Source organism: Blautia marasmi (genome assembly GCF_900258535.1).
GTDB classification, from domain to species: Bacteria; Bacillota; Clostridia; order Lachnospirales; family Lachnospiraceae; genus Blautia; species Blautia hominis.
Window position 1 is genome coordinate 474,416 of the sequence record NZ_OIWX01000001.1, and the last position, 25,335, is coordinate 499,750.

At 45.5% G+C, this 25,335-nt stretch carries 26 protein-coding genes; 1 reads left to right on the top strand and 25 read right to left on the bottom strand.

The window, feature by feature from the left end; all coding sequences use genetic code 11:
- Nucleotides 1-22: 22 nt before the first annotated feature.
- From C6P39_RS27345 to C6P39_RS02020, 6 genes are all read right to left on the bottom strand, one after another.
- Nucleotides 23-163: a hypothetical protein gene (locus tag C6P39_RS27345; protein ID WP_156087473.1), complete on the bottom strand. Its 141-nt coding sequence runs from the start codon at nt 161-163 to the stop codon at nt 23-25.
- Between the two features lie 95 nt (nt 164-258).
- Nucleotides 259-423, bottom strand: a complete 165-nt coding sequence (locus tag C6P39_RS28655; protein ID WP_278277944.1) for a type II toxin-antitoxin system PemK/MazF family toxin — start codon at nt 421-423, stop codon at nt 259-261.
- Nucleotides 424-590: 167 nt separating this feature from the next.
- Nucleotides 591-1,010 carry an arsenate reductase ArsC gene (locus C6P39_RS02005; protein ID WP_104802608.1) on the bottom strand — a complete coding sequence of 140 codons (420 nt, stop codon included), beginning with the start codon at nt 1,008-1,010 and terminating at the stop codon, nt 591-593.
- 27 nt (nt 1,011-1,037) lie between these two features.
- The gene (locus C6P39_RS02010; protein WP_104802609.1) at nt 1,038-1,394 is read right to left on the bottom strand and encodes a thioredoxin family protein; all 357 of its coding nucleotides are present in this window, start codon (nt 1,392-1,394) and stop codon (nt 1,038-1,040) included.
- A gap of 111 nt (nt 1,395-1,505) precedes the next feature.
- Nucleotides 1,506-2,519 carry a permease gene (locus tag C6P39_RS02015; RefSeq protein WP_207657103.1) on the bottom strand — a complete coding sequence of 338 codons (1,014 nt, stop codon included), beginning with the start codon at nt 2,517-2,519 and terminating at the stop codon, nt 1,506-1,508.
- A 92-nt stretch (nt 2,520-2,611) separates the two neighbouring features.
- Entirely contained in the window at nt 2,612-2,926 is a 315-nt protein-coding gene (locus C6P39_RS02020; RefSeq protein ID WP_330406994.1) for an ArsR/SmtB family transcription factor, read from the bottom strand.
- A 393-nt stretch (nt 2,927-3,319) separates the two neighbouring features.
- Here C6P39_RS02020 and C6P39_RS02025 point away from each other — a divergent pair, with 393 nt between their 5' ends.
- The gene (locus tag C6P39_RS02025; RefSeq protein ID WP_104802611.1) at nt 3,320-3,814 is read left to right on the top strand and encodes a GNAT family N-acetyltransferase; all 495 of its coding nucleotides are present in this window, start codon (nt 3,320-3,322) and stop codon (nt 3,812-3,814) included.
- Nucleotides 3,815-3,858: 44 nt separating this feature from the next.
- Here the strand turns inward: C6P39_RS02025 and C6P39_RS02030 are convergent, their stop codons facing one another.
- The 19 genes from C6P39_RS02030 to C6P39_RS02115 all read right to left on the bottom strand — a co-directional run bounded on the left by C6P39_RS02030 (nt 3,859) and on the right by C6P39_RS02115 (nt 25,325).
- A complete protein-coding gene (locus C6P39_RS02030) occupies nt 3,859-5,034 on the bottom strand; it encodes a MalY/PatB family protein (RefSeq protein WP_104802612.1) in 1,176 nt (391 codons plus the stop codon).
- A gap of 11 nt (nt 5,035-5,045) precedes the next feature.
- The gene (locus C6P39_RS02035) at nt 5,046-5,630 is read right to left on the bottom strand and encodes a cyclophilin-like fold protein (RefSeq protein ID WP_104802613.1); all 585 of its coding nucleotides are present in this window, start codon (nt 5,628-5,630) and stop codon (nt 5,046-5,048) included.
- Between the two features lie 11 nt (nt 5,631-5,641).
- The gene (locus C6P39_RS02040; protein ID WP_158661430.1) at nt 5,642-6,256 is read right to left on the bottom strand and encodes a LysE family translocator; all 615 of its coding nucleotides are present in this window, start codon (nt 6,254-6,256) and stop codon (nt 5,642-5,644) included.
- A gap of 52 nt (nt 6,257-6,308) precedes the next feature.
- Nucleotides 6,309-6,857 carry a cyclophilin-like fold protein gene (locus C6P39_RS02045; protein ID WP_242986874.1) on the bottom strand — a complete coding sequence of 183 codons (549 nt, stop codon included), beginning with the start codon at nt 6,855-6,857 and terminating at the stop codon, nt 6,309-6,311.
- A 72-nt stretch (nt 6,858-6,929) separates the two neighbouring features.
- Nucleotides 6,930-7,796, bottom strand: a complete 867-nt coding sequence (locus C6P39_RS02050; protein WP_187144028.1) for a DUF3737 family protein — start codon at nt 7,794-7,796, stop codon at nt 6,930-6,932.
- 141 nt (nt 7,797-7,937) lie between these two features.
- Entirely contained in the window at nt 7,938-8,555 is a 618-nt protein-coding gene (locus C6P39_RS02055) for a cyclophilin-like fold protein (protein WP_104802615.1), read from the bottom strand.
- Between the two features lie 118 nt (nt 8,556-8,673).
- Entirely contained in the window at nt 8,674-11,025 is a 2,352-nt protein-coding gene (locus tag C6P39_RS02060) for an ABC transporter permease (protein ID WP_104802616.1), read from the bottom strand.
- 12 nt (nt 11,026-11,037) lie between these two features.
- Nucleotides 11,038-11,799, bottom strand: a complete 762-nt coding sequence (locus C6P39_RS02065) for an ABC transporter ATP-binding protein (protein ID WP_104802617.1) — start codon at nt 11,797-11,799, stop codon at nt 11,038-11,040.
- The gene (locus tag C6P39_RS02070) at nt 11,774-13,159 is read right to left on the bottom strand and encodes a phenylacetate--CoA ligase family protein (protein WP_104802618.1); all 1,386 of its coding nucleotides are present in this window, start codon (nt 13,157-13,159) and stop codon (nt 11,774-11,776) included. The genes C6P39_RS02065 and C6P39_RS02070 overlap by 26 nt, the downstream gene beginning before the upstream one ends.
- A 12-nt stretch (nt 13,160-13,171) precedes the next feature.
- Nucleotides 13,172-14,266 (bottom strand): carcinine hydrolase/isopenicillin-N N-acyltransferase family protein, encoded by a 1,095-nt coding sequence (locus C6P39_RS02075; protein WP_104802619.1) that lies wholly within the window; start codon nt 14,264-14,266, stop codon nt 13,172-13,174.
- 325 nt (nt 14,267-14,591) lie between these two features.
- Nucleotides 14,592-14,861, bottom strand: a complete 270-nt coding sequence (locus C6P39_RS02080) for a hypothetical protein (RefSeq protein ID WP_158661431.1) — start codon at nt 14,859-14,861, stop codon at nt 14,592-14,594.
- A gap of 161 nt (nt 14,862-15,022) precedes the next feature.
- On the bottom strand, nt 15,023-16,048 hold the full coding sequence (locus tag C6P39_RS02085; protein WP_104802621.1) for a glycosyltransferase family 2 protein: 1,026 nt from the start codon (nt 16,046-16,048) through the stop codon (nt 15,023-15,025).
- Nucleotides 16,049-16,067: 19 nt separating this feature from the next.
- On the bottom strand, nt 16,068-16,676 hold the full coding sequence (locus C6P39_RS02090) for a hypothetical protein (protein ID WP_104802622.1): 609 nt from the start codon (nt 16,674-16,676) through the stop codon (nt 16,068-16,070).
- Nucleotides 16,673-19,111, bottom strand: a complete 2,439-nt coding sequence (locus C6P39_RS02095) for a glycoside hydrolase family 3 C-terminal domain-containing protein (protein ID WP_104802623.1) — start codon at nt 19,109-19,111, stop codon at nt 16,673-16,675. Before C6P39_RS02095 ends, C6P39_RS02090 begins: the two co-directional genes overlap by 4 nt.
- A 62-nt stretch (nt 19,112-19,173) precedes the next feature.
- A complete protein-coding gene (locus tag C6P39_RS02100; RefSeq protein ID WP_104802624.1) occupies nt 19,174-22,218 on the bottom strand; it encodes a glycoside hydrolase family 3 N-terminal domain-containing protein in 3,045 nt (1,014 codons plus the stop codon).
- Nucleotides 22,219-22,346: 128 nt separating this feature from the next.
- The gene (locus C6P39_RS02105) at nt 22,347-23,669 is read right to left on the bottom strand and encodes an ATP-binding protein (protein ID WP_104802625.1); all 1,323 of its coding nucleotides are present in this window, start codon (nt 23,667-23,669) and stop codon (nt 22,347-22,349) included.
- 1 nt (nt 23,670) lies between these two features.
- Nucleotides 23,671-24,375 carry a LytR/AlgR family response regulator transcription factor gene (locus C6P39_RS02110; RefSeq protein WP_104802626.1) on the bottom strand — a complete coding sequence of 235 codons (705 nt, stop codon included), beginning with the start codon at nt 24,373-24,375 and terminating at the stop codon, nt 23,671-23,673.
- 152 nt (nt 24,376-24,527) lie between these two features.
- The gene (locus C6P39_RS27350; RefSeq protein WP_158661432.1) at nt 24,528-24,686 is read right to left on the bottom strand and encodes a hypothetical protein; all 159 of its coding nucleotides are present in this window, start codon (nt 24,684-24,686) and stop codon (nt 24,528-24,530) included.
- 12 nt (nt 24,687-24,698) lie between these two features.
- Nucleotides 24,699-25,325, bottom strand: a complete 627-nt coding sequence (locus tag C6P39_RS02115) for a DapH/DapD/GlmU-related protein (RefSeq protein WP_207657159.1) — start codon at nt 25,323-25,325, stop codon at nt 24,699-24,701.
- Nucleotides 25,326-25,335 lie beyond the last annotated feature (10 nt).

The window sequence follows — 25,335 nt, forward strand, 5'->3', positions numbered from 1 at the left end:
AAAATCAGACTACCTGCAGTGGCTATATTTTATTATAATCTGTTCTAACATAGCCATCAAATGTACAAATTTTTTCCAGCAGTATTTCTATCAGCAGTTCTTTCAAAGCCTGCTTTCCTGAAAACCTCAATTCAACCTGATAAACTTCTTTTTTCTCCGCCACAAAATTCACCCTCTTACCTATCAGCCAAAAACAAATATAGCTCACTTGATAAAATTTATGATGTTCTGCTTGTACAGTATGATAGCTTCCCTTGCTTACGAAACCCGGATTCCAATACTGACGGTCAATGCCTTGTCTACTTTTTTCTGAATCGCAGGCGTGATCTTCCCAAGATATTTTTGCAGTCTGTGCTTGTCAATTGTACGGATTTGTTCTAGCAATATTGTAGAATCATGTTTCGGGTATGGCAGTCCGTGCACAAATACATGGGGGGATGCCTTACCCAGACAAGAATTTATTTTGGATAAATTCTGTTTTTTATCACTTCAAAATCACAATTTCCTATAAAGGCACAAAAGGCCAATCTGCATAAAACAGACTGACCTCTATCACACTGAGAGATAATATTTGAAAAACATTTTAGGACTCAATTATCATGTTTTTCCAACGCCTCTTTAAGTAGATGCACCTTATAATCAATTTCCCTTATAACTTTTACAAATTCATCATCATTTTTACCTGAAGGATCATCCAGTCCCCAATTCACTGCACTTTTTGAAAGAATAAGAGGACAAGAAACATTGCATCCCATAGTGATCACTATATCGGGCTTAGGAATATCTGAAATCAATTTACTAAACTGAGCCATCTCCAAATCAATCCCATAAAGACTTTTCATAAGCCGGACAGCATCCGGATTTATATGATCCTTTATTTCCGTACCAGCAGAATAACTTTCAAAAACATCCCCGGCAAACCGCCTTCCCAAAGCCTCTGCAATCTGGCTCCGACATGAATTATGCACACATAGGAAAGCTACCTTCGGTTTTCCTTTCACTTGCCCCATCACAAACCACCTCTTAAATTCAATCTACTAACCACGTACCTTCTGTAATATTTTCACCACTTCTTCGGTTTTAAGCACTTTTCCAAAGGCCTCCACCTTACCATCCACAACCAGCGCAGGAGTGGACATTACCCCATAGGAGGCAATCTGCGTAAAATCCGTAACATGATCAATTTCGTTATTCATATCCAACTGCTCCAAAGCCGCTTTGGTATTTGCTTCAAGCTCATTACATTTTGCACATCCCGAACCTAGAATCTTCACGGAAGCCCCCTCATTTTGTGCCGCCTTTGCCTTCGCCATCCTTTCGGCATCGCAATTCCCCCCACAACAGCAATCCGCCTTAGTTTCTCCTTTCTTTTTACCCAATCCAAATAATGCCATAATCATAAACTCCTTTCAAATTAGATTTATTGCAAGTCCCGCTGCAGAAGCAGCCGGCCCAGCGCCCCTAAGAATCATTTCAGGCAAACAAATTTTCAATAACTTTCTATATTACAAGAATAGATAATGAAATGTATTGAAAAAATAACCTACAAGCATAATTCCAACAGTAACAATCCCAATAAAAATTGCCAGCAGCTTCGGTTTAACGGCCTTACGCAGCATAATAAGGGAAGGGAGGCTTAAAGTGGTGACGGCCATCATAAAAGACAGAATCGTTCCAAGCCCCGCCCCCTTTGCCAGCAAGCCCTCCGCCACCGGAATCGCCCCGAAAATATCTGCATACATAGGAACACCCACCAGTGTTGCCAAAATAACAGAAAACGGATTATTACTGCCAAGAATACCCTCTACCCAGGCTTCGGGAATAATATTGTGAATCACAGCGCCAATAGCAACGCCAATAAAGATATAAAGAGCCACCTTTTTTACCGTAGCAAATACCTGCTCTTTTGCAAAGCTAATCCGGTCATGCCTGGTAAGCTCCCCAGCCTCCACGTCAACATTTCCCGCCATTTTAATAAAATTCTCTACATAGCGCTCCATGCGGAGTTTCTCCAATATAGTACCCCCAATCACTGCGATTACGAGACCTAAAACAACATAAAAGACGGCAATCTGCCATCCAAAAATACTCATTAAAAGCACCAAAGAACCCAAATCCACCATAGGAGAAGAAATCAGGAAAGAAAATGTAACACCAATCGGTAAACCCGCACTGGTGAACCCCATAAAAATAGGGATAGACGAACAAGAGCAGAACGGAGTAACCGTTCCCAATAAAGCAGCGACGGAATTGGCTCCTATTCCATGAAAACGTCCAAGAATTTTCTTTGTACGCTCCGGCGGAAAATAACTCTGAATATAAGAAATAAGAAAGATCAAAACTGAAAGCAGAACAAAAATTTTAATCGTATCATAGATAAAAAACTGCAGCCCCCCGCCAGCAATCCCGTCTAAATCCATACCAAGTGTCGTAAGACCCTTTCCAATTACTTCATTAAGCCATTTCATTCCAAGAATTTGATCCTGAAAAAACAGCCATATAGATTTAATAGCTTCCACAAAATTCTCCTTTCACAATACGAACACTTCGATTTTTTTCGATATGTTCATCTTTATAAAAGCCATCAGCGTTATACACGCAACGATGGCTTTTATTGTTTACAGTTACAATCGGCACTATCTGCGCCCTGATATTGGGAGGTTAGAATTTTCAGCAACTCACCTGCATACTTACTCCCACTTTCACTTATAGAATAATGCGTCCATTTTCCTTCTTTCCTGCCGACTACAATGCCGGAATCACAAAGTATTTTCATATGATGAGAAAGCGTAGACTGACCAATCTGCAATTCTTCCAGCAATTTGCAGGCACATTTTTCGCCGGTTCGCAGCATCTCTAAAATTTGTAATCGGTTTATATCGCAAAAGGCTTTAAATACCTGTGCATCCAGAGCATGATCTCTCAATATTGCATCACCTCATATTTATATTTTTCAATATAACATTACACTACATATCTATATTTGTCAATATGAATTTTGAAATTCCACTTAATTTATGTGTAAGCCATAGAAAATCGGATACTATGCCACAATATTTTTATCAATCCCCCTTTTATCGTATAGTCCAGGCCATGGCCGTGGCAGAGCAGGAATGAAAGCCGGTGACAGAGGAAGCCGCCAAACAGGCAATGGAAGACTCCAAGACAAAAGAACCCGGCCGCCTGGAAATCCTTACAGCACAGGCTTTACCGCAGTATAAAAGAACATACTGGCCCCGCTCCTGCGGGTTTTGCTATTGAATAAGACAAAATAACTATGGTATAATAACGTTCATCTTAATGGAGGTATATATTTATCATGATATATGAAATAAGAAACATGGAAGAAGCAGACTGGCCTCTGGTACGCGAAATATACGATCAAGCCCTTCTTGAAGGAAAGTCAACATTCCAAACAGAATGTCCTGATTACTCAGACTGGAACAGGAATCACTTGCAAAATTGCAGATATGTAATTACCGTTCATGAAAAGGTAGTTGGCTGGTGCGCTATCAGCGCAACTTCCAGTAGAAAAGTTTATAAGGGTGTTGTAGAAGTTAGCATTTACATAGATAACTCCTATAGAAATAAAGGGTTAGGGAAAGCTCTGCTAAACTATTTATGTACAGAAAGTGAAGGGAGCGGCTATTGGTGTTTATATGCAAGCATTTTCTCAAATAATTTTCCAAGCATCAACCTACACAAAAAATGCGGATTTAGAGAGATAGGCTATCGTGAGAATATTGCGAAGGACCGTTTTGGCCAGTGGCAGAATAGCACACTCCTTGAAAGACGAAGTAAGAAGATATATTAAATTTGTTTTCGCAAAATGTTCAAAACACAAAGAAATTTATTAGACTAGCATTGCTTCTCTGCCAAACTCCCATAAGCAGCCACACTCTCTTTCAGACGTTTCAGTCCATCTTCCACCTGCTGTCTCGGGCAGGCAAGGTTCATGCGGAGAAATCCCTCCCCATTTCTGTATTCATTTCCGTCAGAAAGATAAAGGCCTCTGTGACTGCGGATAAAATGGCAGAATTGGGTTGAACTCCCGCTCATGTTCCGGCAGTCAAGCCAAAGCAGATAGGTCGCCCTGGCAGAAACCGGGGAAATGCCTTTTATTTCTTTTTTGATATATTCCTCTGCGAAGGCTCTGTTTTCCCACAGATAGTTACGCAGGGAATCCAGCCACTCTCCGCAGGCAAATGCAGCAATCGGCGCAATGGCAGCAAATACGTTTGGTTCTGCCACCTCGTCCGTGTTAAGCCCACGGCTGACCTTATGTCTTAAATGATCGTCCGGGACGATGACCGCGGCTGTCTGAAGACCAGCCAGATTAAATGCCTTTGTGGGTGACACGCAGGTAATACTGTTTGTGCGGCAGTTTTCAGATACCGAAGCAAACGGTGTGTACTTCCACCCTGGTTCCGTTATGTCGCAGTGGATTTCATCAGAAAGCACCAACACATGATGTTTGCTGCATAAGTCTCCAATCCTTTCCAATGTTTCCCTTTCCCATATCTTCCCCACGGGGTTGTGAGGATTGCATAAAATAAAAAGGGTCGTCTGGGGATTTGAAAGTTTCTCTTCCAGATCGTCAAGATCGATCCGATACCGGCTCCCATCATACTTGAGTCTGCTTTCCAGCACATTTCTTCCATTATTAAGGATAGAATTAAAAAATATATTATAAACCGGAGTCAATACTACAACATTCTCCCCGACGGTCGTAACTTTCCGGACAATGCTGGAAATGGCGGGCACCACACCTGTACAGAAAATCAGCCATTCTTTCCGGATCTCAAAATCGTGCCGTTTTTTCCACCATGTCTGATAGGACTGATACCATTCATCCGTCACTACGGTATACCCAAATACTCCCTGTGTTGCCCTCTCGGTAATTTTTTCTATAATTCCAGGTGCTGTCCTAAAATCCATGTCAGCCACCCACATGGGCAGTTCCCCTTTTGCCACATCCCATTTCATAGAACCTGTATTTCTGCGGTCCACGCTTTCATCAAACTGAAAATCCATTGTCTCCCCTCCTATTCTCCTGCTTTAAAAGTAACTCCTACCGTACCACCTGAGAGTTCATTGACAAAAGCATCCTCGTCTTCGATATGACCGATTCTTGTATAGCTGTAGGAAGTGTTGAAATCATCGTAGAACAGAACAAGACAGTCGGAACCAAACAGCATAATATCTCCTGTCCGGATGCTGCCCACATTTTCGGGCTTCGTCGGAAGACCCTGGTCCAGATAATTAAATTTTTCATTTCCATGCAGTTCCTCCATGTCAAGTGTCATGGGAAGCCGCTCCATAAGTGCATGCGTCGTTTCATTGTCATATAGTGTGGCCGGGAACCGCTTCCCGTCTATCTCGATCACTAATTCCTGCATTTGTGTACCTCCTGTTTCCTCCTTGCTGCCTGCGTTTTCTTCTGTGGATGGCTTTCCCCTTTCCTCAGGGCTGTCCTCAGGCATTTCCTGCATATCCTCTTCTTCACTCTCGTCTGTGTTTTTATGCTCTGCGGACTTTCCTCCGTTAGTGAGAGTACTGACGTAATAAACTCCAAACGAATTGAGTATGCTCAATGCTGCCAACTGCGTATAGTTTTTGGTAAACTTCATGGGATATATCTCTAGTCTATAAAATTTCCCACCAGCACCACAGCACCGAAAATACTTAGGACCGTCCCAAATACACGGTTCATGATTGGAAAACGATTACTTTTCGATTTTTTCTTCAGCACTGTGACTATGCCGGACAGCAACCCCCACCAAAAATATGTTCCGATAAATACGCCGCATACCAGACATATCCCGTGTTTTAGGCCGGTCTGACCCTGGATGCCAAACCAGGAAAAGGCAAACAGAAACATAAGAATGGCGGCCGGATTTGTGATTCCCACGGCAAAGGAGGTGACAAACATCCGAATGCCTCCAGCCCCGTCCGATGGGTTTTTCTGCCCGCCGTTTTTTACCTGAAACATACGGATACCCATTCCCAGTATCAGGAAACCTCCGGCAAGATTGATGATGTTCTGATACCGGAGCAGAAAGTCGGATATCAGGGTCAGTCCGAAAGCACCGATACAGGCGTAAAGACAATCTGCCACAGAAGAGCCAAGACCCGTTAATAATCCTGCTTTCATGCCGTAGTTCAGGGTTCTTTGTGCGGTCATGGCCCCAACCGCTCCGGCCGGCATGCCAAAGAGAAGACCGATAAGAATCCCTTTTAAAATAAAACTGCCCATCTGCCGTTCTCCTTCCTTGTCCTGTTGTATATTCATCGGACAAACAATTATCTTAGTTATCTTCTACAATTTCTATCCGGATCTCTCCGGACAGGATTTCAATCCGGTCTGCACCTGACACTGCTTCTCCAAGTTCATACAGACCGCTGGCGCCTCCACACTCACCATAGAAAAGAACGACATTGCCCCAGGGCGCATAGTATGCAAGCGTTCCGGCCGGACCTTCGGCCAGCGGAGTACCGCTGGTATCCAGTTCATCCGGAGGATAAAATATTTTTTCATTATGGCTGTAATCCTCTATCTGAATAGAAAGAGGCAGTTGTTTATACAGTGTGTTTGCCGCTGTGCTGTCATTTAACCGGAATACGATATTCTGTCCGTCTTTGCCATTCACCCGGATCTGTCGTTCGTCGGCATGGTTTTCCTTTGGTTCAGAATTTATTTCCTCCGATTCCGGCGTCTGGGTTTCAGAAATAGATTCTATCGTTGGCTCTGTCTGAGCGGAATCTGTGTTATCAGATACATGCTCGGAATTGCTACCGCAGGCGGAAAGCGAGAGCAGCAGCATTCCGCCAAAAAGAAAGGACACTATTTTTTTCATGGCAAAACACCTCCTGTAAAGTCTGTAATCCCCATATGTATTCTTTCTGTGTTTATCCTGTTGTCACTGTAATTATCCCGCCATTTGTTCTGCAGTTTTACTCATGCGGCAGGTAATGACTGTCTGATCAGGGTCCACCTTATCTTTGTCTATGATCAGTTCTTCTATATGATCTGCCTTAATAATCCCGCCTGACGGATTCATAACACTGTCAATCTTCCCGTCGATTTCCACATCCACAGTGGAATACTCGAAAGCCAACGTGGTATTCAGCAGACGGCAGTTTTTCATGACAAGGTTTTCAATATAACACATGCCCTGCAGGCTCTCTATGGTACAATTGATCAGGGTCAGATTTTTGGCATTCCAGCCGAGATATTCCCCGGATATGAAGGAATCATATACCGTAACGTTCTCACTGTTCCAGAAAGCATCCTTGGAGAGCAGCTTTGCACGGTGGATCTCCATATTCTTCACCCCGTCAAAGGAATAATTTCCAACCAACTCGAAATCATAAATCTTCATGTTCTGACTGTTCATGGCAAAGTAGTCACCCTTTGCGCTAACCTGCTCCATGGTTACCCCGTCACAGTTCCACAGAGTCTCAGCTGCATTAGGAAAATGCACATTCTGAAGTGTCACTCCATGACAACGGCGGAAATTCTTTGGCGCCTCAACGATTGAATTTTTCACCGTGATATTGTCGGTATACCAAACTCCCGCACGGCCCATCTCAAACCATGTACAGTCTTCAGCCAAAATATTCTTCGCATACCAGAGCGGATATTTCCATTTAAACATACTTCCATAAAGTTCAATAGTATCGCTTTCCTTAAGCGGTGATTCCCCGTCCGTAAATATGGTATTAAATATTTTTAAATTCCGGCCTTTGAAAAGCGGACGTTCTCCTGTTAAATACTCTTGTCTGATTTCTTTCATTTCCTGCATTTTTATTCTCCTTTTTATTTGCAATATGATTTATTTTATTTTTCTGCATTATTTTTTCCATTCTTCTTAATGCCCTGCCCCCAATTCAGTCAATGCCCATCCCTGCCCTCCTTTCTCATATTCCAATTCCTATTATGGCTGGGCGATCTGTACGATCTTGTTTCCCCATCCCTCTAACACCGGGTTTTCCTCTACTGCCGTCACAAACTCGTCTGTTGCATCAAACGTTCCTATTTTGGTATATTCCCCGGTAATCTCTGCATCGTGGTAAAAAAGTACAATACGGTTGGGGTCGGAGTAATATACCCCTCCTGCTTTTTCAGAAGTCACCGTTTCCGGATAGGAAGGAATGTCGTATCTGCTGGAGACATCGTAATACTGCATGACATCATAATCAGCATCGTCATCCCGCTCATAGATCGGAAGCCTCCAGTCCGATGTTCCCACATAGCGGGCGATGGCCTCCGCTGTCTCATTCTCTTCCAGCCGCATCATGAACGGTTCTCCGTCATCCCCAAACCGAACCTCCAGTTCTGATACCCCGCTTACTGCCTGATCGTCTGCCGAATCGTCAGCTTCCGTGCCGGACTCTGTTCCTGCGTTTGAACTTGTACCTGCATTTGCAGCACTCTGACCATTACTCCCGGTATCCCGGACTTCTTCATCCTGCCCGCAGCTTCCAAGAACTGCAGCGGATAACATGATTCCAACTGCCATTGCTATAGTTTTTTTTACTGTTTTATTCTTCATGATCTATACTTATTGAACTGCCAATGTTCAATAAGGTCTCCTTTCTGCGCATTTTGCGCTCCATGAAACAGTTTGCAAATCCCGCTTGACCTGTTCGAGAGGGATAGTATCTGTTTCTCTAATCTGCTGTCAATACTGTCATATCCGACTTTTTGATCCTGCCTGCCGCCAGGTAAGAGCATCCAAGAAATAAGAGGATAACGATCAAACCCGGTATGATCATCTTAAAAACTGAAGGGTGCGAAGCAAAATTACTGATTCCCGCAAGCCGCATCACTGCGGAAACAAACGGGTCTGTAAGGATTGCCGCCAATAAGGTCCCCACTGCCGCTCCAATGGATGACACAATCCCAAACCGCAGTGCAAATGTGACTCGCAGCATTCCGGTAGAACATCCAATGGATTTATAGATGCCCATATCTTTCTGCTCTGCCGCCAGGATCTTGCTTCCGGTCATGAGCGTCACAATGAAGACAAATACTGCGATCATCCCATACATAAATACCAGAAGCCCCCGCATAGCCGAGATGATCCCGAAAAGCCCCGGCCAGGAGTTCTCATGGACATGCACATCACCGCCGTAAGCCTGCGTCAGCCCCTCTGTAACCGCCATCCTTTGTGATGTGTCTGCAAGAAAATAATGATGGCACCAAAGCTGAGGAGAATCTTGCCCGATGGAAAGATATCCTTCCCGGTTCATGCCGATGTTAGCTCCCATGTCATTCGCACAGTGATAGATTCCGGAAACCGTAAATTCCCCGCTTCCCGCATCACCACGGATCGTCACCTTCCCGCCAATGGATACCCCCAGATCGGAGGCGGCTGTCTCTGTCAGTACCACCTCATCTGCCCTTCCGCTGGTCTTTCCCTGACTGATATGGAAACGTTCCGGCTCGGTGATCACATTTGCGGTATAATTCGTACCATTTACGGATACGCTTGGCATAGCAAGAAGATAGCTGTCCGTAATTTCAGTGAAAGAGCGTACCGTATTCTCCATCTCCTCCGGGTCAAGCTCGCCCAGAGCCTGCACACCAATGTCCAGGTCCGCCGGGTTAAAAGCATCCATCATCCCCTTCCCCTCCGGCCCCAGCCAGCTATTCATCCGCCCGGCCAGAGAAGCAAAAAACACAAGCAGTACGGCAATCAGGCAGGCGCTCACATACCGCTTTTTTCCTGACAGAAGCTGACGCAGGGCTAACCGGAAGGGAAGCCCTTCTGCTTTCATCCGGAATGTCTTTCCCGGCTTCCACTTTATTTCTGTTATTTCATCCCGAATGGCCTTCATGAGTGTGACAGAGATGATCTTTCTCAGTTTCAGGATTGTAAATCCTATAAGCAGAAGCAGGATTACTGCAAAAGCTGCCAGACATGGCAGTACCGGTAAATCTGCGGTCAGAAGGACGCCGGTTGTGGTAAGTGTCATCCTTCCTGCCACCTTGGCTGCCGGAAATGCTGCCAGGATTCCGGGTAAAATCCCCACAAGCATAATCGTCAGATACTGTACAAGCTGCAGCCGGAGCAGCCGGCCTCCCGTCATCCCAACGGTTTTTAATATTCCGAGATTCTTATATTCCTGTTCGATCACACCGGTAATACTATGCCCCAGAACCACCATGGCCGCAATCAGGAGAATCAGGGCAAACGCTGTCAAAAGACCACAGAATGCATTCTGAAGGATCCCCATGAAACCTTCGATGGTCTCCGCACTGTGAATGGATTCCGTATACCGGGAAATCGGGGTGTTTTCATTGAGGAGCCGGCTGACCTCAGATATACTGGCATTGCTTTCGTCCTCGGTAAAAATATGGATCATCGCACCGTCTCTGGCCAGGCTGTCCATGCCATTTTCTGCAATGCTCTGAAGGATTTCTGTATAATCTGTCTCTGCAATCAAAAACCCTTTCATCCCGATCATGGAACTTCCCATGAAGGGATCCTCATAATATCCTGCAACCGTAAGGCTTACGTTTTGTCCTCCTCTTGCAATGGAAAATGTGATGCTGTCTCCAATCTGCAGGTCCATAATGGAAACCATAGAAGGCGATACATAGACCGTTCCCGCCGCGACCTCATTTGGAGCCTCCCTGTAGCCGGAGAAATCATCCCGAAAGAAACGATATGTTTTTTCCCCGGTGGTCCACGGGATCAACTGTCCTTCACTGTCTGATCCCACACCGTTTGCCTCATAATCAGAAAAGATCAGGTTCTGTACTTCCGTCCTTTCGATCCCTTCCTGTGTCTTTATACTGTCTGTCAGCAGTTCCATGTCCGGCACGCCGGCCACCCATGCGGTCAGGTTTCCAAACCCTGCTCTTTGCATCTCCTGCCGGATATAACTGCCTCCTCCAAGATATATGGTGAGGACGGTGGACAAGGAGAGCGAAACCAAAAACAGCAGGACGGCAATTCCCAGAAGGCTGCCTTTATGCTTTCTGATTCCGGCCCTGTATAAGATTCTGTTTTCCATGTTCCACCCCTCCTACCATTGTAATTCCGAGAGCCATTGGCTGACTCTGCTTTCCCTGTGTGTGTCCTCCGCTCCCTTGTAGGCAGGCAGTTCCAGTTCGTCCAGGATTTTTCCATCCTCTAGATACAGAATCCGGTTCCCTCTGACCGCTGCCCTCAAATCGTGGGTTACCATCAGGATGCTCTGCCCGGATTGGTTTAACCCTGTCAGCAAATCTAAAACCTCCTCGGAATGTGATCTGTTTAGGGCACCCGTAGGTTCATCCGCGAACAACAGACCCGGGTTCCCAATCATAGCTCTTGCGATTGCTGCCCGCTGTGCCTCACCGCCGGATACCTGAGCAGGAAGACGGTCCTCCGCTTTTTCCACTCCCATCCGGGTGAGCAAAGTCCGTGCCCGTTTCTGTATCTCCCCGCTACTGCCCTTTTTGCTCAAAAAACCTGCCACCGCCACATTTTCAAAGAGTGTCAGGCTGCTGACCAGATGGGTCTGCTGGAATACAAAACCAAATTCTTCTGCCCGAAGCTTTGCCATCTGCTTCTCCTTCATACGGGTGAGTTCCTTATCCTTATATCTGACGGTTCCTTCCGTCACTGTATCCATTCGGCTTAAAGCATATAAAAGGGTGGACTTTCCCGCCCCGGAGGAACCCATGATGATGGTGAAGTCCTTTTCATAAATATCCACATCCACCCGGTCTAACACTTTATTTTTTACCTGTCCCTGTGCAAATACTTTGCTCAGCCGCCTACCCCGCAATAACGCTTTTTTCATCCTGCCAAGTCTCTCCTTTCTGAAGGATCAGGGGCTTTTTGCCTGTCCTTGGGTCCGGAAGGATCTCATCCACAAAAACCACATAGAACTGTACATAGTCTAAATTCTTTTCTAAAAGGATCTGTCTCATCTGTTCAAGCATTTTTGTGCGGATCGCTTCTTTGGAGACAGAGCCGGAAATTTCCGCATACATCTCAAATGTGTCCTTCCCTGCCTGCCGGAACTGGTAGTCTAAAAGTCCTTCCATGCAAAAACCTTCAATCGCAAGCGGATGCAAAAACTCCTTGTTCCCGGAACCGTCTTCAAACCAGAGGATATCTTCATTTCTCCCCAGCAGACCAACGGCTCTTGTAAATGGATACGGGCTGCCCTCTTCTGCCGCCTTCAGTACCAGGCTGTCGGAAATTCGGTAACGGATCAATGGCTGCGCAAAATTATACAGGCAGGTCAGATACATCACGCCGCTTTCCACTTCAATAAAATTCATATCATCAAATAGGAGCATACCGTCCTCTGCATTCATTTCCACGCCCAGTGTAAGAGATTCACTGGCTCCATAGAAATTGACTACTTCTGCCCGGAAGCTTTTCTCCAGATAATTCCTAAGGCTTGCTCCAAGAGGCTCCCCGCAGGAAATGACCCGTACTGCATTTACCTCCACGTTTCCTTTTTCTACAAGCTCTGTCAAGATTTTGATCGCTGAAGGGTAACCAATTATAATGTTAGGTTGAAATGCTTTTATCTGCCGGATCCATTCGTTCAGCGGCGTTTTGATATCCAGATACATCTGTTTCGCCCCTACGCCGTCGATTCCATCCCCCACTGCCATCGCGCCTCCATAGCGGCCGTTGGTCGCTGCAATATAAACAATTCTGGGGCGTTTTGCCAGGAGAGACAGGATCCGGGGCATAGACATGTTCCAGAGCGCGGCCCGTATCATTCCTAACAGCATACTGTTCCATGCTGCCTCGTCATATACAAAATAACCGGGCTTTCCGGTACTTCCGGAGGAATGTACCACATGGTACTTCCCTTTGTATGGCTTGCGGTCTGCCGATACTACTGCATCGAATTCACGAAGCTCCCTCAAACATAAATCCTGCGGTACTACCAATTCATCAAAATGCTCCAAAAAAACTTTCTTATCTATGGTTGGGAAACAGGAAAGAGGCAGATCATCCAATTGCTCCTCTGTGATACCGGCTGCTTCAAAGGTCCTTTTATAATAGGCGGAGTTTTCCCATGCATAGTGCAGCATCGTCCGGAGTTTCTTCTCCTGCAGAACACGCATCCGTTTTGCATCCAGCTTTGCCTGCCTCTTTAAGCGGTATAGATCCAACAGTGTTTTTACATATTTCATCACGTTCCTCCTTTATTCCACCGATATGGTATACCCCTGATCGTAATTTTCCCTATGATAATAGGTCAGTTCCTTTGTTTCCTGATTCATGACAATACTCCACTCCGTTGATTCAAACTCACCGAAGTTCTCTTTGCTCACGCTATTAAGCGCATCCCTGACCTCTGCTTCTGTCATGGTTTCCTGTTCTGCCAGTGTTTCACTCAAAATGTCATACCGGGTATGGGACTGGGCGGTTCCAATGCCGTATTTCTCACCCTCTGCCAGAAAGAAGTTTGTAACAACCGGGGTTTCTATCACCACCATCTCATTGTCTACATATTCTACAGCAACGCTGTTGCCCTCCGCATCAGATAGTGCCAGATGTATCATCATCCCCATGGAGGCATGGAAATCATACTGAGAAAGGAGATCTATGGCATCTTCCACATTTGCTGCCCGATCAAGAAGCAGGCGAATGGCTGTTGTGGTTGTAATATCCGGTTTATCCGTATCCTGCTCTATAGTCTGGTCATCCTCGATCATGTTGACGGACACTGCAAACCCCTCTTCATTCATGCCGTCTAAAGGTGCATATAGTCCAATGATGGCCTGCGCAGTATCGGGCAGACTTGAAATATCCAATCCACCGGCCTGTATGAAGTCCGTATTGACTGTGGAAACAGAGGCATATCCTTCTTCCGGTCTGGAGCTTACGATCAACCCATTGCAGGTATTCCAGTCAAAGTTTCTTCCAAAGAGGTTTCCCCCTTCTGAATTTTTTACAGACAGGGTGCTGCATCCGAATGGGTTTTGACCCATGAGCAGTCCCGGTATATCAGACAGAAGTGCACTGCTTAAATACTCTACCACTCCATCATCAGAAGACGCACCTCCCTGCCCTAAAAACTCGTCAAATCCATAATTGCCTTCAAAGCGAACTACCGACAGCCCTTCTTCCAGTACCTGGATCTTTGTGTCCGGCTCAATGTGATCCTTTCCCATGTTTTCTCCTCTTGCGTTTTCGGACTGTACGGTACTCTCAGATGTCTTTACATTCTGTCCGCATCCGGTAAGTGCGCCAATTGCCAGTGACATCAGGAATGCCATGTATATTTTTTTCTTCATTTCCTGTACTTCCTTTCCTCATCTGATCAAAGCAGATACCCACAGACGATACCGCTGTCTGCAGCTGACTTTACAGCAGCCTCGCTGCTTTCAAGTTATACTGTAATATCTGCGGATAACATGGCGCTAACAAAAAGATAAACAATTTCTAAACTGATCCTTTCACATTCCTTAACTGCTTTTATCATATCATTGGCTATATGGAATAACAAATATTTATAAATAATGCATTTGAATAGTTTTTCCATATACATATTTATGGAATCATCTTATAAACAGAGCATCTGGAATGATTGGTCCGTTTATAATTCCAGATGCTCCTACTTTATCCCATATGTTGTTTTTCTTTATATTCATGAAATGTCTCACAGAATCCCTCTTGTTCCAGCATGTCAGCGAATGTTCCGGCTTCTTCCCCATGAATATCAAGCTCCAGCCCGGGTATATGAACCACTGCCAGCATGGAAACAAGGGACTTGGCATCCAGCAAAATATGTTCTCTTCTCGCGTCTACATCCATCGAGTACGTGTTTGTCAGTCTCACCAGCCTTCTGGCATCATCTGCAGTATTTAATTTCATCTTAATCGTATACATTTGACAGTTTTTCCTTTCTTTTATCATCCCATCGTTTCCTTACAGCAATATTTCCTCAGTTCCTGTACATCCTTTTCTTGTGCACCTGTTATTTTCAACTGCAGTGTTTTTGACAGATCAAGGCTGAAGATTGTCATTCCTATCTTCCTTTCTTTGGATCACTAATTAAACCCTACAAATTTTTGTGCCAGCAAATATGCCATTTCGGAAATCTTCCGGCCGCTTCTTCCCGGCAGGTTCATACTCCTCCCGAGAATGCTCCATTTCATCCAGTAATAAGTTTGCTTATCATTTTCTTTCAGGTAATTCCACAGCTCATATTTCTTCTGCAAATTTTCCGCTGTCCCGGAACGGATCAGCATAATGGAGGATACCACCATAATGATCTCCAGATAATTCCTCATATAATGCCGCAGCTTCATATGGGGTACTTCCTGGAAATTGGAAATATTATAATCATCGATCATGTGATAATTCACTTTTAGCTGCTGGTCGATGCGTCGGATCATCACCTGCTCATTTACTGACTGGTCTTCCCTGCCGATATAATACCGGTAAAAATCCACATTCAGATAATACATGGTTTTTACATAAGGCAGCGGATGATAGACAAAGATATTGTCCACATAGAAGGTATGGTCCGGAAGCTGCAGATGGCACTCTCTCAGCAGTTTTGTGCGATAGATAACAGAATGCATCAGAATGTACTGCCCTTTTCTTAAAAATTTTACGTCATCCCATGTAAATACTTTATTCTGGGGAAATGCGCTTCGGTAACGCATGGCTTTTTTATGTCTGACCCCTTCTTTTTCATAAATGAAATTACTGATCACCATATCCACCAGCTGCTGCTCACCGGCAAGTTCTGCCAGTGTTTTCATCATTTCTTTGAATGCTGAGATAGACACCCAGTCATCACTGTCCACCACCTTGAAAAACAGACCGGACGCATGGCGCAGACCAGTATTGACAGCCTCTCCGTGCCCGCCATTTTCCTGGTGGATGACTTTTACCATATCCGGATAATCTTTGGCATATTTCTCAGCGATCTCCCCTGTACGGTCAACAGAGCCATCATTCACAAGGATGATCTCCACCTCTGTTCCTCCCGTCAACAGAGAATGAATACAATTCTCCATATACGCCTCAGAATTATAACAGGGCACTGTGACAGATAACACCTTCATTTTTCCATACTCCACCTTTCTATTTTTTGCCGGCCTCACCTTCCGGAAAGATGATCTTAAATACAAAGAAGAAGATGATCATGGAGACTCCACCGGTTATAAATGTCACTAACAGGTTATAGACTGCCGGGGCAACATAAGCGGATGCAATGGGCATCCATAAGTTGTTGAATCCATTGCAGATCAGGGAAATCACCATCCACGCGATCAAATACCATACTGCCTGATACAACGGATTCCCTTTGCTCTTAAATGTAATGTTTCTCTGCAGAGGAAAGTTGATGCACTGGGCGAGAAAAGAGCCCACTTCATAGCTGATAAAATATCCAAGCCCGCCCCCGATCAATACTGCGCCGTCTGCATCATAGAGTACATTGTATCCCAGCAGACTCCAGGTAAAGTCAACGCCGAAGAGATGAAGTTCTTTCTGTGGCCACATAAATTCTGTTCCGGCAAGACCGATTCCTAGGATCCTTGGCATGAATGTAAATACCAGATACTGGAATACGGTCACCATCATGCTGAACACGAAAAAATAGAAGATCTGATACACCCACTTTGACAGCTTGGGATGCTTTTCTTCAAAGTTGTTCCATACATTCATCCATCTTACTTTTAACTGATTCATCTTTCTTCCCCTTTCCCGCGGGCTAACCTTTTTTCATATGCTCTGTTTGCCTTTAAATTGGCAAAGAACCCCTTGATCACCTTTTTCATTCCCCCGAAAAACTGTCCGTTGACGACTTCCACGATACCTTCCACCATATCCATGCTCACCGCCCCTGCTGTCATTTTCGCCAGAGCTCGGAAAGGCATATTGTAAATGAAGAGGATGTTCAAATCCGGTTTTCCTTTCTCTTCACTCTTTTTCTTCATGGCTGTGAGACGGCGATAAATGAATCTTGCAAGAAAACTATCCGCATGATACATCTGGCAGATTGCGTCATTTAAGGTGAGTTTTCCGGACCATCTCCCATCCGGTATAGGATATCCCAGAAGTGTTTCAAACTCCCGGTCAGAGATCTGCTGTACGATTCCCGTATAATAATAGGGGAGCATAGCCGGATGATAGGGGTATACAGATGTTGTGCCCTCCACTTCCAGTTCCGTCTCCAGACGGATATCGGTGACGCTGGCACCGGCCATGATACGGTAGGTTCCCATCTCCACTTCCCAGCGGTTCGTTTTTATATTCCAGTATCGAAAAGTCTTGTCATCAAATGGAATATGTACCTTCCTACTTTCCCCTGCCATAAGAAAAACCTTGGCAAATCCTTTCAGTTCTTTTTCCGGTCGGAACACAATCGCATTTGGAAGCCCTACATACATCTGGACCACTTCCGCACCATCCATAGTTCCACTGTTGGTAACAGTAAGCGTAACCCCCTGCCTGTCGGCCTTTATGTCTGAATAGATAAATTCCGTGTAAGACAGACCAAACCCAAAGGGAAACTGCACCCGGACTTTGCTGGTATCATAGTAGCGGTAACCGACATAGATACTTTCCCGGTACTCGGCATTTCGCTCTGTACTCGGAAAATGCCGAAGTGCCGGTGTATCTTCATACCGGAGGGGATAACTTTCCGCAAGCCTTCCGGAGGGGTTGACTTTTCCGGTCAGGATATCCAACATGGCACCGGCTCCTGCCTGCCCGGAAAGATATCCATGCAGAATAGCTTTGCAGTTGGTCTGCCACGGCATCTCCACAGACGCTCCCGCGCTCAGAATGCCTATAATGTTTTCATTTACCTGCAGCATAGACTGCAAAAGATCTATCTGGTTCTGGGGAATCCGCATATGGGAGCGGTCCAGTCCTTCTGATTCACTGAGCTCATCCAGGCCAAAGAAATACAGTACAGCCTCCGCACCTTCTATCACATTTAATGCTTCTTTTTTCAGGACTTCGTCTGCCTCTCCTGTCCGCTTGTATCCTCTGGATATACCGATCACCTGCAGATCATACTCTGCAATGGATGCTGCTATGGTTTCTATCCTTGTAGGCTTTACCACAGAGGAGCCCGCCCCCTGATATCTGGGTTCCACCGCAAAATCCCCGATGACTGCAACCCTGCATCCGGATTTTAGCGGCAGGATATGGTCTGTATTTTTAAGCAGGACCGCACTGGCTGCAGCGGCTTTTCTTGCTAGCATATGGTGTTTTTCTTTATCAAAACTTCCACTTTTCCCCTTTTGCTCATCAGATACAGTGAGTACCGCATCCAGCAGATCATCCACCACTGTATCCAGTTCCTCCATGGCAAGGCTTCCATCCCGGACCGCTGCTGTGATCTGTCTTGCAGAGTCCAGCCCCGGTGCAGGCATTTCCAGATTGGAGCCTGCTTTCACACCGTCCACATGGTCATTGGAACCACCCCAATCTGTGATAACTATGCCGTCAAACCCCCATTCTTTTCTGAGGATATCCCGGAGCAGATGTTGATTTTCATTGGCATAAATGCCGTTCACCTGGTTATAGCCGGACATCATTGCTTTCGCCCCGCCTTCTTTTACGGCGATCTCAAAACCGGTCAGATAGATTTCCCTGAGAGTCCGCTCATCCAGAACCGCATTCATTGCCATTCTGCGAAGCTCCTGGCTGTTTACCGCAAAATGCTTGGGGCAGGCGCAGACACCCTGATTCTGTATTCCCTGAATGTAAGACGCTGCCATCTTCCCAGACAGGTAGGGGTCTTCAGAAAAATATTCAAAATTCCTGCCGCAAAGAGGACTTCGTTTGATATTTAAGCCCGGTCCCAACAACACCTGTACATTAAGCGCCGATGCTTCCTCCCCCAGTGCTTCGCCAATCTCCCTTCCCAGGTCCACATCCCAACTGTTCGCAATGGCCGCTGCCGTGGGAAAGCAGGTAGCGGGAAGTGACTCATTTAACCCCAGATGATCTCCTGCTCCCGCCTGCTTGCGGATTCCGTGAGGTCCGTCAGAGCAGAAGATGGATGGGATTCCAAGGCGGGGGATGTCACGGGTATCCCACTCCCCTTTTCCGCTTAAAAACGCAGCTTTTTCTTCTACCGTCATTTTATCAATGATATCTTGATGTTTCATTTCCCTCTCCTTTTTTATGAAAGGGCTTCTCAATATGCTGAGAAGCCCCCACTATCTGTCTGTTACTCTTCTGTCTTCGTAACTACTTCAATCGTAACTTTTTTTCTCTTTTTGAAATAGCGCACCAGCACAAGTGCCATGGTCCCAAGTGATACCACTGCTGCCGCGGCGTCAATACCGATGAACAGTTTTGTCATTAACGGCATCTTTCCTGCATTCGGATCAGGAATGGTATAATTTCCGCTGTTGATCGTTGTATAAAGAATATTTTTAGCAGCCTTTCGCATGGCCAGCACCATGGTTGCGGAAGTGTTTGTGATCTCATTGGACTTCTGCGTTCCGAAACCTAACATCGCATCATTCCCGTTGCGCACAAAATCATCGGTATTCTGATAACCATAGGAGCCATTCCAGTCGGATAATACCATTCCCCTGAATCCCCATTCGTCACGGAGGACATTGTTTAGCAGATTCGGATTTGCTCCCGTAGATCGGGGTCCGATAAAGTTAAAAGAGGACATCACCGCCAGGGACTTTCCGTCATAATTCTTTACACAGATTTCAAAAGGCTTTAAATAGGTCTCCCGGATGACCTGCTCATCGGAATAGGTCAAAAGCAGAGAACAACGGTTGGTTTCCTGGTCATTGAGCACAAAATGTTTGATATATGGATAGACGCCTTTTGCTGTCATACCATTCACCGTATTGGATGCGATATATCCTGAGAGCACACCATCTTCTGAATAATACTCAAAGTTACGTCCTGTAAAAGCGCTGCGGTGGATGTTCATGGCCGGCGCATATGCCCCAAAGATTCGGCAGTCTGCATATTCCTGGCCTTCTGCTTCCCCGATCCGGTAGGCGAGATCTTGATTCCAGGTCTGTGCGATCAGCAATTCTGTAGGATAAGCAGTTCCATATACTTGAATATACCAGTCATTTAAACCGGAGGTACCGTCGGAATCCAGGGTTCCGACCTTTCCGATGGAATCCACTGCAGCCGTCTGAAATCCGCCCAGGTTGACCATATTGATCATATCCTCCACAGATAACTGGTCCAGCAGGTCTTCCCATAAGGGGTCATCATACTCTTTCCCCATCAAATCTGCTGCGGTCACCCCGTTGTCTGCCTCTGTGACGGGCATTAAATCCTCTTCGTCATCATATTTTGTGGAATCATAATGGGCCACGGTCTTTTCTGCAACCGCTGCTTTCGTCTCATCGTCCATAACATACATATCTTCTGAGGGCGCAGCTGTTGCTGTACTGTAGTTGGCAAAACCGTCTGTCCGGGACAAATAGGTTACCTTTCCGGCAGAATAATCCTGAAACTGGTTGACCGCTGCAGTATCATCCGAGGCACGTCCTTCTGTTTCATAGTTGATATCTGAATCTACTGTAAAGGTTTCTTCAGCCAAAACCGTATGGGCATCCGAGCGGATAGAAAGGCTATACTCCCCTGCTTCCAGCACATAACCGCCATTTTCCGTTTTGATGCCTTTGGAATCATAAGCCGCCATATCTTCCTTTGGAATTTCAAAAGAAAGCGTCTGTGCTGCCCCCGGTTCCAAGATTTCTGTCTTTCCAAACGCAATAAGATTGACAGAAGCCTTTTCTATTCCTCCATTGTTGTAAGGCGGCGTGAAATAAAGCTCAACCACTTCCTTGCCTGCAGTCTCTCCTGTGTTGGTGACCTTCACATCCATGGAGACGGTATCTCCATTATCTGTAAAATTTTGCAGTTCCTGTGTAAAAGTCGTATAGCTAAGTCCATACCCAAAAGGATACTGCACATGGTCTTCATATGGGATCAGCCCTTCTTCTGCCGCTGTCTCATAGAATTTGTACCCCACATAAATATTCTCCACATAGTTCACAAAGGGCAGGACACCCTGATACGCCTCATCCGCCTCCGTAAGCTCTGCCTGCAGGTCCTCCACATTGTTATAGAGAAAACTCCCGTAATTGTTATAAGTCGGAGTGCTTGTCAAATCATATACATAGGTATCTGCTGTTCTTCCCGATGGATTCACCGTTCCATTCAGGATTTCCCCCAGTGCTGCCATTCCTGTTTTTCCGGTGCCCGGCGCCAGGATCACTGAACCGATATTCTCATACTCATCTACCCAGCCAAGCTCCATGGGGTTGTTCGCATTAATGACAACCGCAACATGCTCAAACGCAGAGGTCACTTTCTCAATCATGGCTTCTTCCGTATTGGAAAGCTCCAGATAGCTCTCCCCTTCGTCGAAGTCGTCATAGTCACCGTTATTGGTATAATTGCAGGCAAAATAATTATACTGTTCATTCCCGTTAGCCACTTCATCCCTTGGATCATAGGTACCGTCAATCACGGCCTTCATATCAAGGGGAACATCCTGCCCTTCTCCTCCGGACCTGGAAATGACAATCATAGCAACATCAGAAAAATCCTTTGCTTCCTCCATCAGTTCATCGGTGTAATGATCCACCGTTGGCTCCGGCAGGGACCAGTCTGTAAATGTCACGCTGACCACGTTCCCTCCAAGATTTCTGGTTGGGCTGTACTCCTGATACATATCAACAAGACTTTGATTCACATGGAAGCCGGCATTTGAAAGGGATGCGATAATATCCACATTTCCTGAGTTGTCTGCGGACCCGGAACCTGTTCCGCCGTAGATCGGGTTAGTGGATGCCCAGCCAAACACGTTCAGATTGGAATCCTTATCAAGGGGCAGCATTCCGTCATTTTTCACCAGCGTCATGCCCTCTTCCCCGGTTTCTTTGATGATCGCTTCAGAAGCTTTGATGGATTCTTCTGATACGGAACCCCGTCCATTCAGGATAGGTGCCAGATTGTTGTACATGGGACCAAAGCAGATGATGTTGACCAAAACAGTGACGATCAGCACCCAGGCAACGCCTGCCCCCCACCGCACCACATGCCGGGTTCCTTTTTTTACCAGCCAGTGATCCGCGATCATGATAATAACCGCGGCAGCCAGCGCACCCAGAATGGCGTATATGTAGCCTCCCAATGAATTCACATATTGCTGGACATCTGTTGGACTGACACCCATGTTTTCAAAAATCGGTGTGAGCCAGTCAATTAAAAATTGTAGCATTTTTCTTCCTCCCTTTCCTTGAATAAAATGATTTCTTCATTACGTTATCCTCATTATAATCAAGCGGACGGGAAAAACGGGGTTTTGCGAAAAGTGGTCGTTTTTTTGCGATAATCGGTAAGAGTCTGCTATATTTCTGCCTGTGAAGGTAATAAAATATCCAGATTGAACTTGCCGTTTTTCACTGACATCAAGAGTTCACCTTGATATTTCTCTACGATATAGCGCATGCTCTTCACACCAAACCCATGCTGCGTTTTATCTTTTTTATCTGTGACCGGAATCCCATTTTCAAACCGGAGCATACGGCTGCATCTGTTTTCCAGATGGATCAGCACCATGTCATTGTGGTGTCTGATCTGGAAGCTGATGATCTGTTCTCCCTCTTTTTCCTTCAGCACCCTTTCCAGTGCATTATCCAATGCATTCCCCATCAGGGCATATACATCGGCGGGTGCCATGTAGGAGATCATCCTGCCTTCCACCATGCAGCCAAACTCAATTCTGCGTTCATTAAAAATCAGTGTCTTCTCCCGCAACACATAATCCAGGGCACTGCATCCGGTATGATAGGCGGCATCGTATATGGATACTGCATCCTGGATCTCCTGTATATACTCTGACCTTGACCGGTCATCTTCCATCTTTGCCAACGCCTTCATCTGGTGTTTCAGATCATGGCATTTCATGTTGATGATATCAATGGCCTCCTTTGAACTTTTCTGCTGTGCGGTAGCGATCTGGAGAAGCTGTTCTATCGTCTCCTGTTCCCGCTTCATACTGTTTTCACGGAGTACATAATATTCCATCAGTAAGACAAGGACACAGCATAAAAAACTGTATGCCGGACAGATCACATCTCCCATAGGAGTGCCCATATACTCTCCCGGATAAGACCAGTAAACACTGAAGCCAATGGCAAAGACCATAACGATAAACGCAAGTACTACAATGCGGAAATCACTGTCTCTCAGTTGATTAGCTTTCTTATTTGTCCGGATGATCAAAAAATATACGGCCGCCGCCCCGACTATATAAATGACATACCTGGTGACGAGCAGATGAGACAGACTTCCATACAGCGGATAACCATTTTGAAGCTGCTGCAATATAATCCGGGAAAGTGCAAAAGTCATATGTTCCGTGGCATATCCGCCTGCCAGGATAAAGATAAGCTCACGAAGTTCTAAATCAAAGCTGCCCCAGACAGGGATAGCTGTAAAAAACGCAAAACCCAGATACAACAGAGTATAGAAGATCAAGGAAGTTGAAACGTAGGGCGTAAGTACCGCATTCCACAGCGCACTCAAACAAATCTGAATTGCAAAACCGGTCAACAACCTTGGCAGGAAATGTGCTCTCTTTGGGCTGTCCGTCAAAAATATCGCTTCTGATACCAGCAATTGAAATGGAAACTGAATAAAAATAGCTTCAAAAATATCATATAACATATCATAGACCTCCCATGAAGTTGATATAATCTTGTGCAAACTGCTTTTTTAACCGTCTGGAAAGCGGCAGTTCCTGTCCGGATGTAAGTACCACACTGTCCTTCCCGATCCGCTTTATACAATTCAAATGGATCAAACAGCCGGAATTACACTCTGAAAAAGGCAGGGAATTAAGCTTTCCCTTTATCTCCTTCAGACTCCCTCTCATCTGGGAGCATCCCTGTTTTGTATGGAACAGAAGGTAATCCCGGTCTTTCTCTATGTATAGGATATCCGATACCGTGATCCGAAAGATCCCTTCTTTATTGCTGACCAGAATATCCTGCTCCCTGTGGCTTTCTATGAACCGAAATGCTTTCTCCAGCTTCATGGAAAAATTGTAGTATCCTACCGGTTTCACCATAAAATCAATGGCCTGCACCTCGTATCCATCTATGGCGTACTGTGCCAGGCTGGTGATAAAAATAATCCCAACCGCTTGATCCCTGCTGCGTATTTCATGCGCCACCTCAAGCCCGCTGCTGCCCGGCATCTCGATATCCAGAAAAATAACATCGTAATCTCCCTGATATTCTTCCAGAAAATCAAAACTTGCGTAGAATGTTTTTATATCAAGGGTCAGACCATGCTCCTGCTGAAATTGCTCCAGATAGGCAACAATACGCTGTGCATCCTCTTTTGAATCATCTACAACTGCTATTTTCATTTGTCTTTTTCCCCCTTCACTTCTTTTGCCAGAATGACCTTTATCTGTTTTTATTATAACAGTCCCGGATTTTGATAACAAATGCTTATGTTCAATACCACTCCATAGTTTTTTATAATGGTTATGATGTTGTTTTTCCTAAAATGTAAAACCTATTTTAAAGCATTAAAAAAGGATATCCCGGAGTTTATACTACCTTTGGAATATCCTTCTTTGAATACGCTCTTAATCTCTTCCTGTGTCAGCACTTTATAACCGCCTTCCATCATGAGAGTGCTCTTCACAAGGTCGTCCAGCATATCTTCCTTCACGCCAGGTTCTTTTCATACATCACTCATTGATATCGTCGGTTCTTCCGTATACACGTGGTCAAAGTCTGATCCCGCCGTAATTGTTTTCATCACTTTAGCCGGCACACCGCCCACAATGGTATTATCAGGGACATCTTTCGTGACCACCGCCCCTGCTGCGATTACTGCCCCGTTACCAATCGTAACCCCCGGAAGGACAGTGGCTCCTGAACCGATCCAGACATTCCTGCCAATATGGATCGGCGAAGGGATGATATCCCCCCTATGCTCGGGATCCAGATTGTGGTTCAGGGTTGCAAGGACTACATTGTGACCGATCAGTGAACCATCACCGATAGTGATCCCTCCCTGATCCTGAAACTTACATCCGGAATTAAAAAACACATGTTTTCCAATAGTAAGGTTTTTCCCGCAGTCTGTATAAAAGGGCGGGAAGAGCCTGAAACTTTCATCCACCGGCTTTTTGGTCAGCCGTTCCATCAAAACCCGGATTTCTTCCGGGGTATGATAGCAACCGTTTAATTCTGCTGTCAGCTGCAAAGCTTCCTGTGACAGTCTGTCCATACACTCATGTATCTTGGTGCCGCCGATCACTTTTTTCCCACTGTCCATATATTCTATAAACTCTCTTACTCCTATCATCTCTGCA

Coding starts and splice junctions, on each gene's coding strand:
- C6P39_RS02060 (WP_104802616.1), bottom strand. CDS start 11,025: ATGGAAAACAGAATCTTATACAGGGCCGGAATCAGAAAGCATAAAGGC.
- C6P39_RS02100 (WP_104802624.1), bottom strand. CDS start 22,218: ATGCTACAATTTTTAATTGACTGGCTCACACCGATTTTTGAAAACATG.
- C6P39_RS02070 (WP_104802618.1), bottom strand. CDS start 13,159: ATGAAATATGTAAAAACACTGTTGGATCTATACCGCTTAAAGAGGCAG.
- C6P39_RS02065 (WP_104802617.1), bottom strand. CDS start 11,799: ATGAAAAAAGCGTTATTGCGGGGTAGGCGGCTGAGCAAAGTATTTGCA.
- C6P39_RS02040 (WP_158661430.1), bottom strand. CDS start 6,256: ATGGGCAGTTTTATTTTAAAAGGGATTCTTATCGGTCTTCTCTTTGGC.
- C6P39_RS02025 (WP_104802611.1), top strand. CDS start 3,320: ATGATATATGAAATAAGAAACATGGAAGAAGCAGACTGGCCTCTGGTA.
- C6P39_RS02080 (WP_158661431.1), bottom strand. CDS start 14,861: ATGTATACGATTAAGATGAAATTAAATACTGCAGATGATGCCAGAAGG.
- C6P39_RS02030 (WP_104802612.1), bottom strand. CDS start 5,034: ATGGATTTTCAGTTTGATGAAAGCGTGGACCGCAGAAATACAGGTTCT.
- C6P39_RS02075 (WP_104802619.1), bottom strand. CDS start 14,266: ATGAAGAAAAAAATATACATGGCATTCCTGATGTCACTGGCAATTGGC.
- C6P39_RS02085 (WP_104802621.1), bottom strand. CDS start 16,048: ATGAAGGTGTTATCTGTCACAGTGCCCTGTTATAATTCTGAGGCGTAT.
- C6P39_RS02055 (WP_104802615.1), bottom strand. CDS start 8,555: ATGAAGAATAAAACAGTAAAAAAAACTATAGCAATGGCAGTTGGAATC.
- C6P39_RS02095 (WP_104802623.1), bottom strand. CDS start 19,111: ATGAAACATCAAGATATCATTGATAAAATGACGGTAGAAGAAAAAGCT.
- C6P39_RS02105 (WP_104802625.1), bottom strand. CDS start 23,669: ATGTTATATGATATTTTTGAAGCTATTTTTATTCAGTTTCCATTTCAA.
- C6P39_RS02035 (WP_104802613.1), bottom strand. CDS start 5,630: ATGAAGTTTACCAAAAACTATACGCAGTTGGCAGCATTGAGCATACTC.
- C6P39_RS02050 (WP_187144028.1), bottom strand. CDS start 7,796: ATGAAAGAAATCAGACAAGAGTATTTAACAGGAGAACGTCCGCTTTTC.
- C6P39_RS02090 (WP_104802622.1), bottom strand. CDS start 16,676: ATGAATCAGTTAAAAGTAAGATGGATGAATGTATGGAACAACTTTGAA.
- C6P39_RS02010 (WP_104802609.1), bottom strand. CDS start 1,394: ATGGCATTATTTGGATTGGGTAAAAAGAAAGGAGAAACTAAGGCGGAT.
- C6P39_RS02005 (WP_104802608.1), bottom strand. CDS start 1,010: ATGGGGCAAGTGAAAGGAAAACCGAAGGTAGCTTTCCTATGTGTGCAT.
- C6P39_RS02045 (WP_242986874.1), bottom strand. CDS start 6,857: ATGAAAAAAATAGTGTCCTTTCTTTTTGGCGGAATGCTGCTGCTCTCG.
- C6P39_RS02110 (WP_104802626.1), bottom strand. CDS start 24,375: ATGAAAATAGCAGTTGTAGATGATTCAAAAGAGGATGCACAGCGTATT.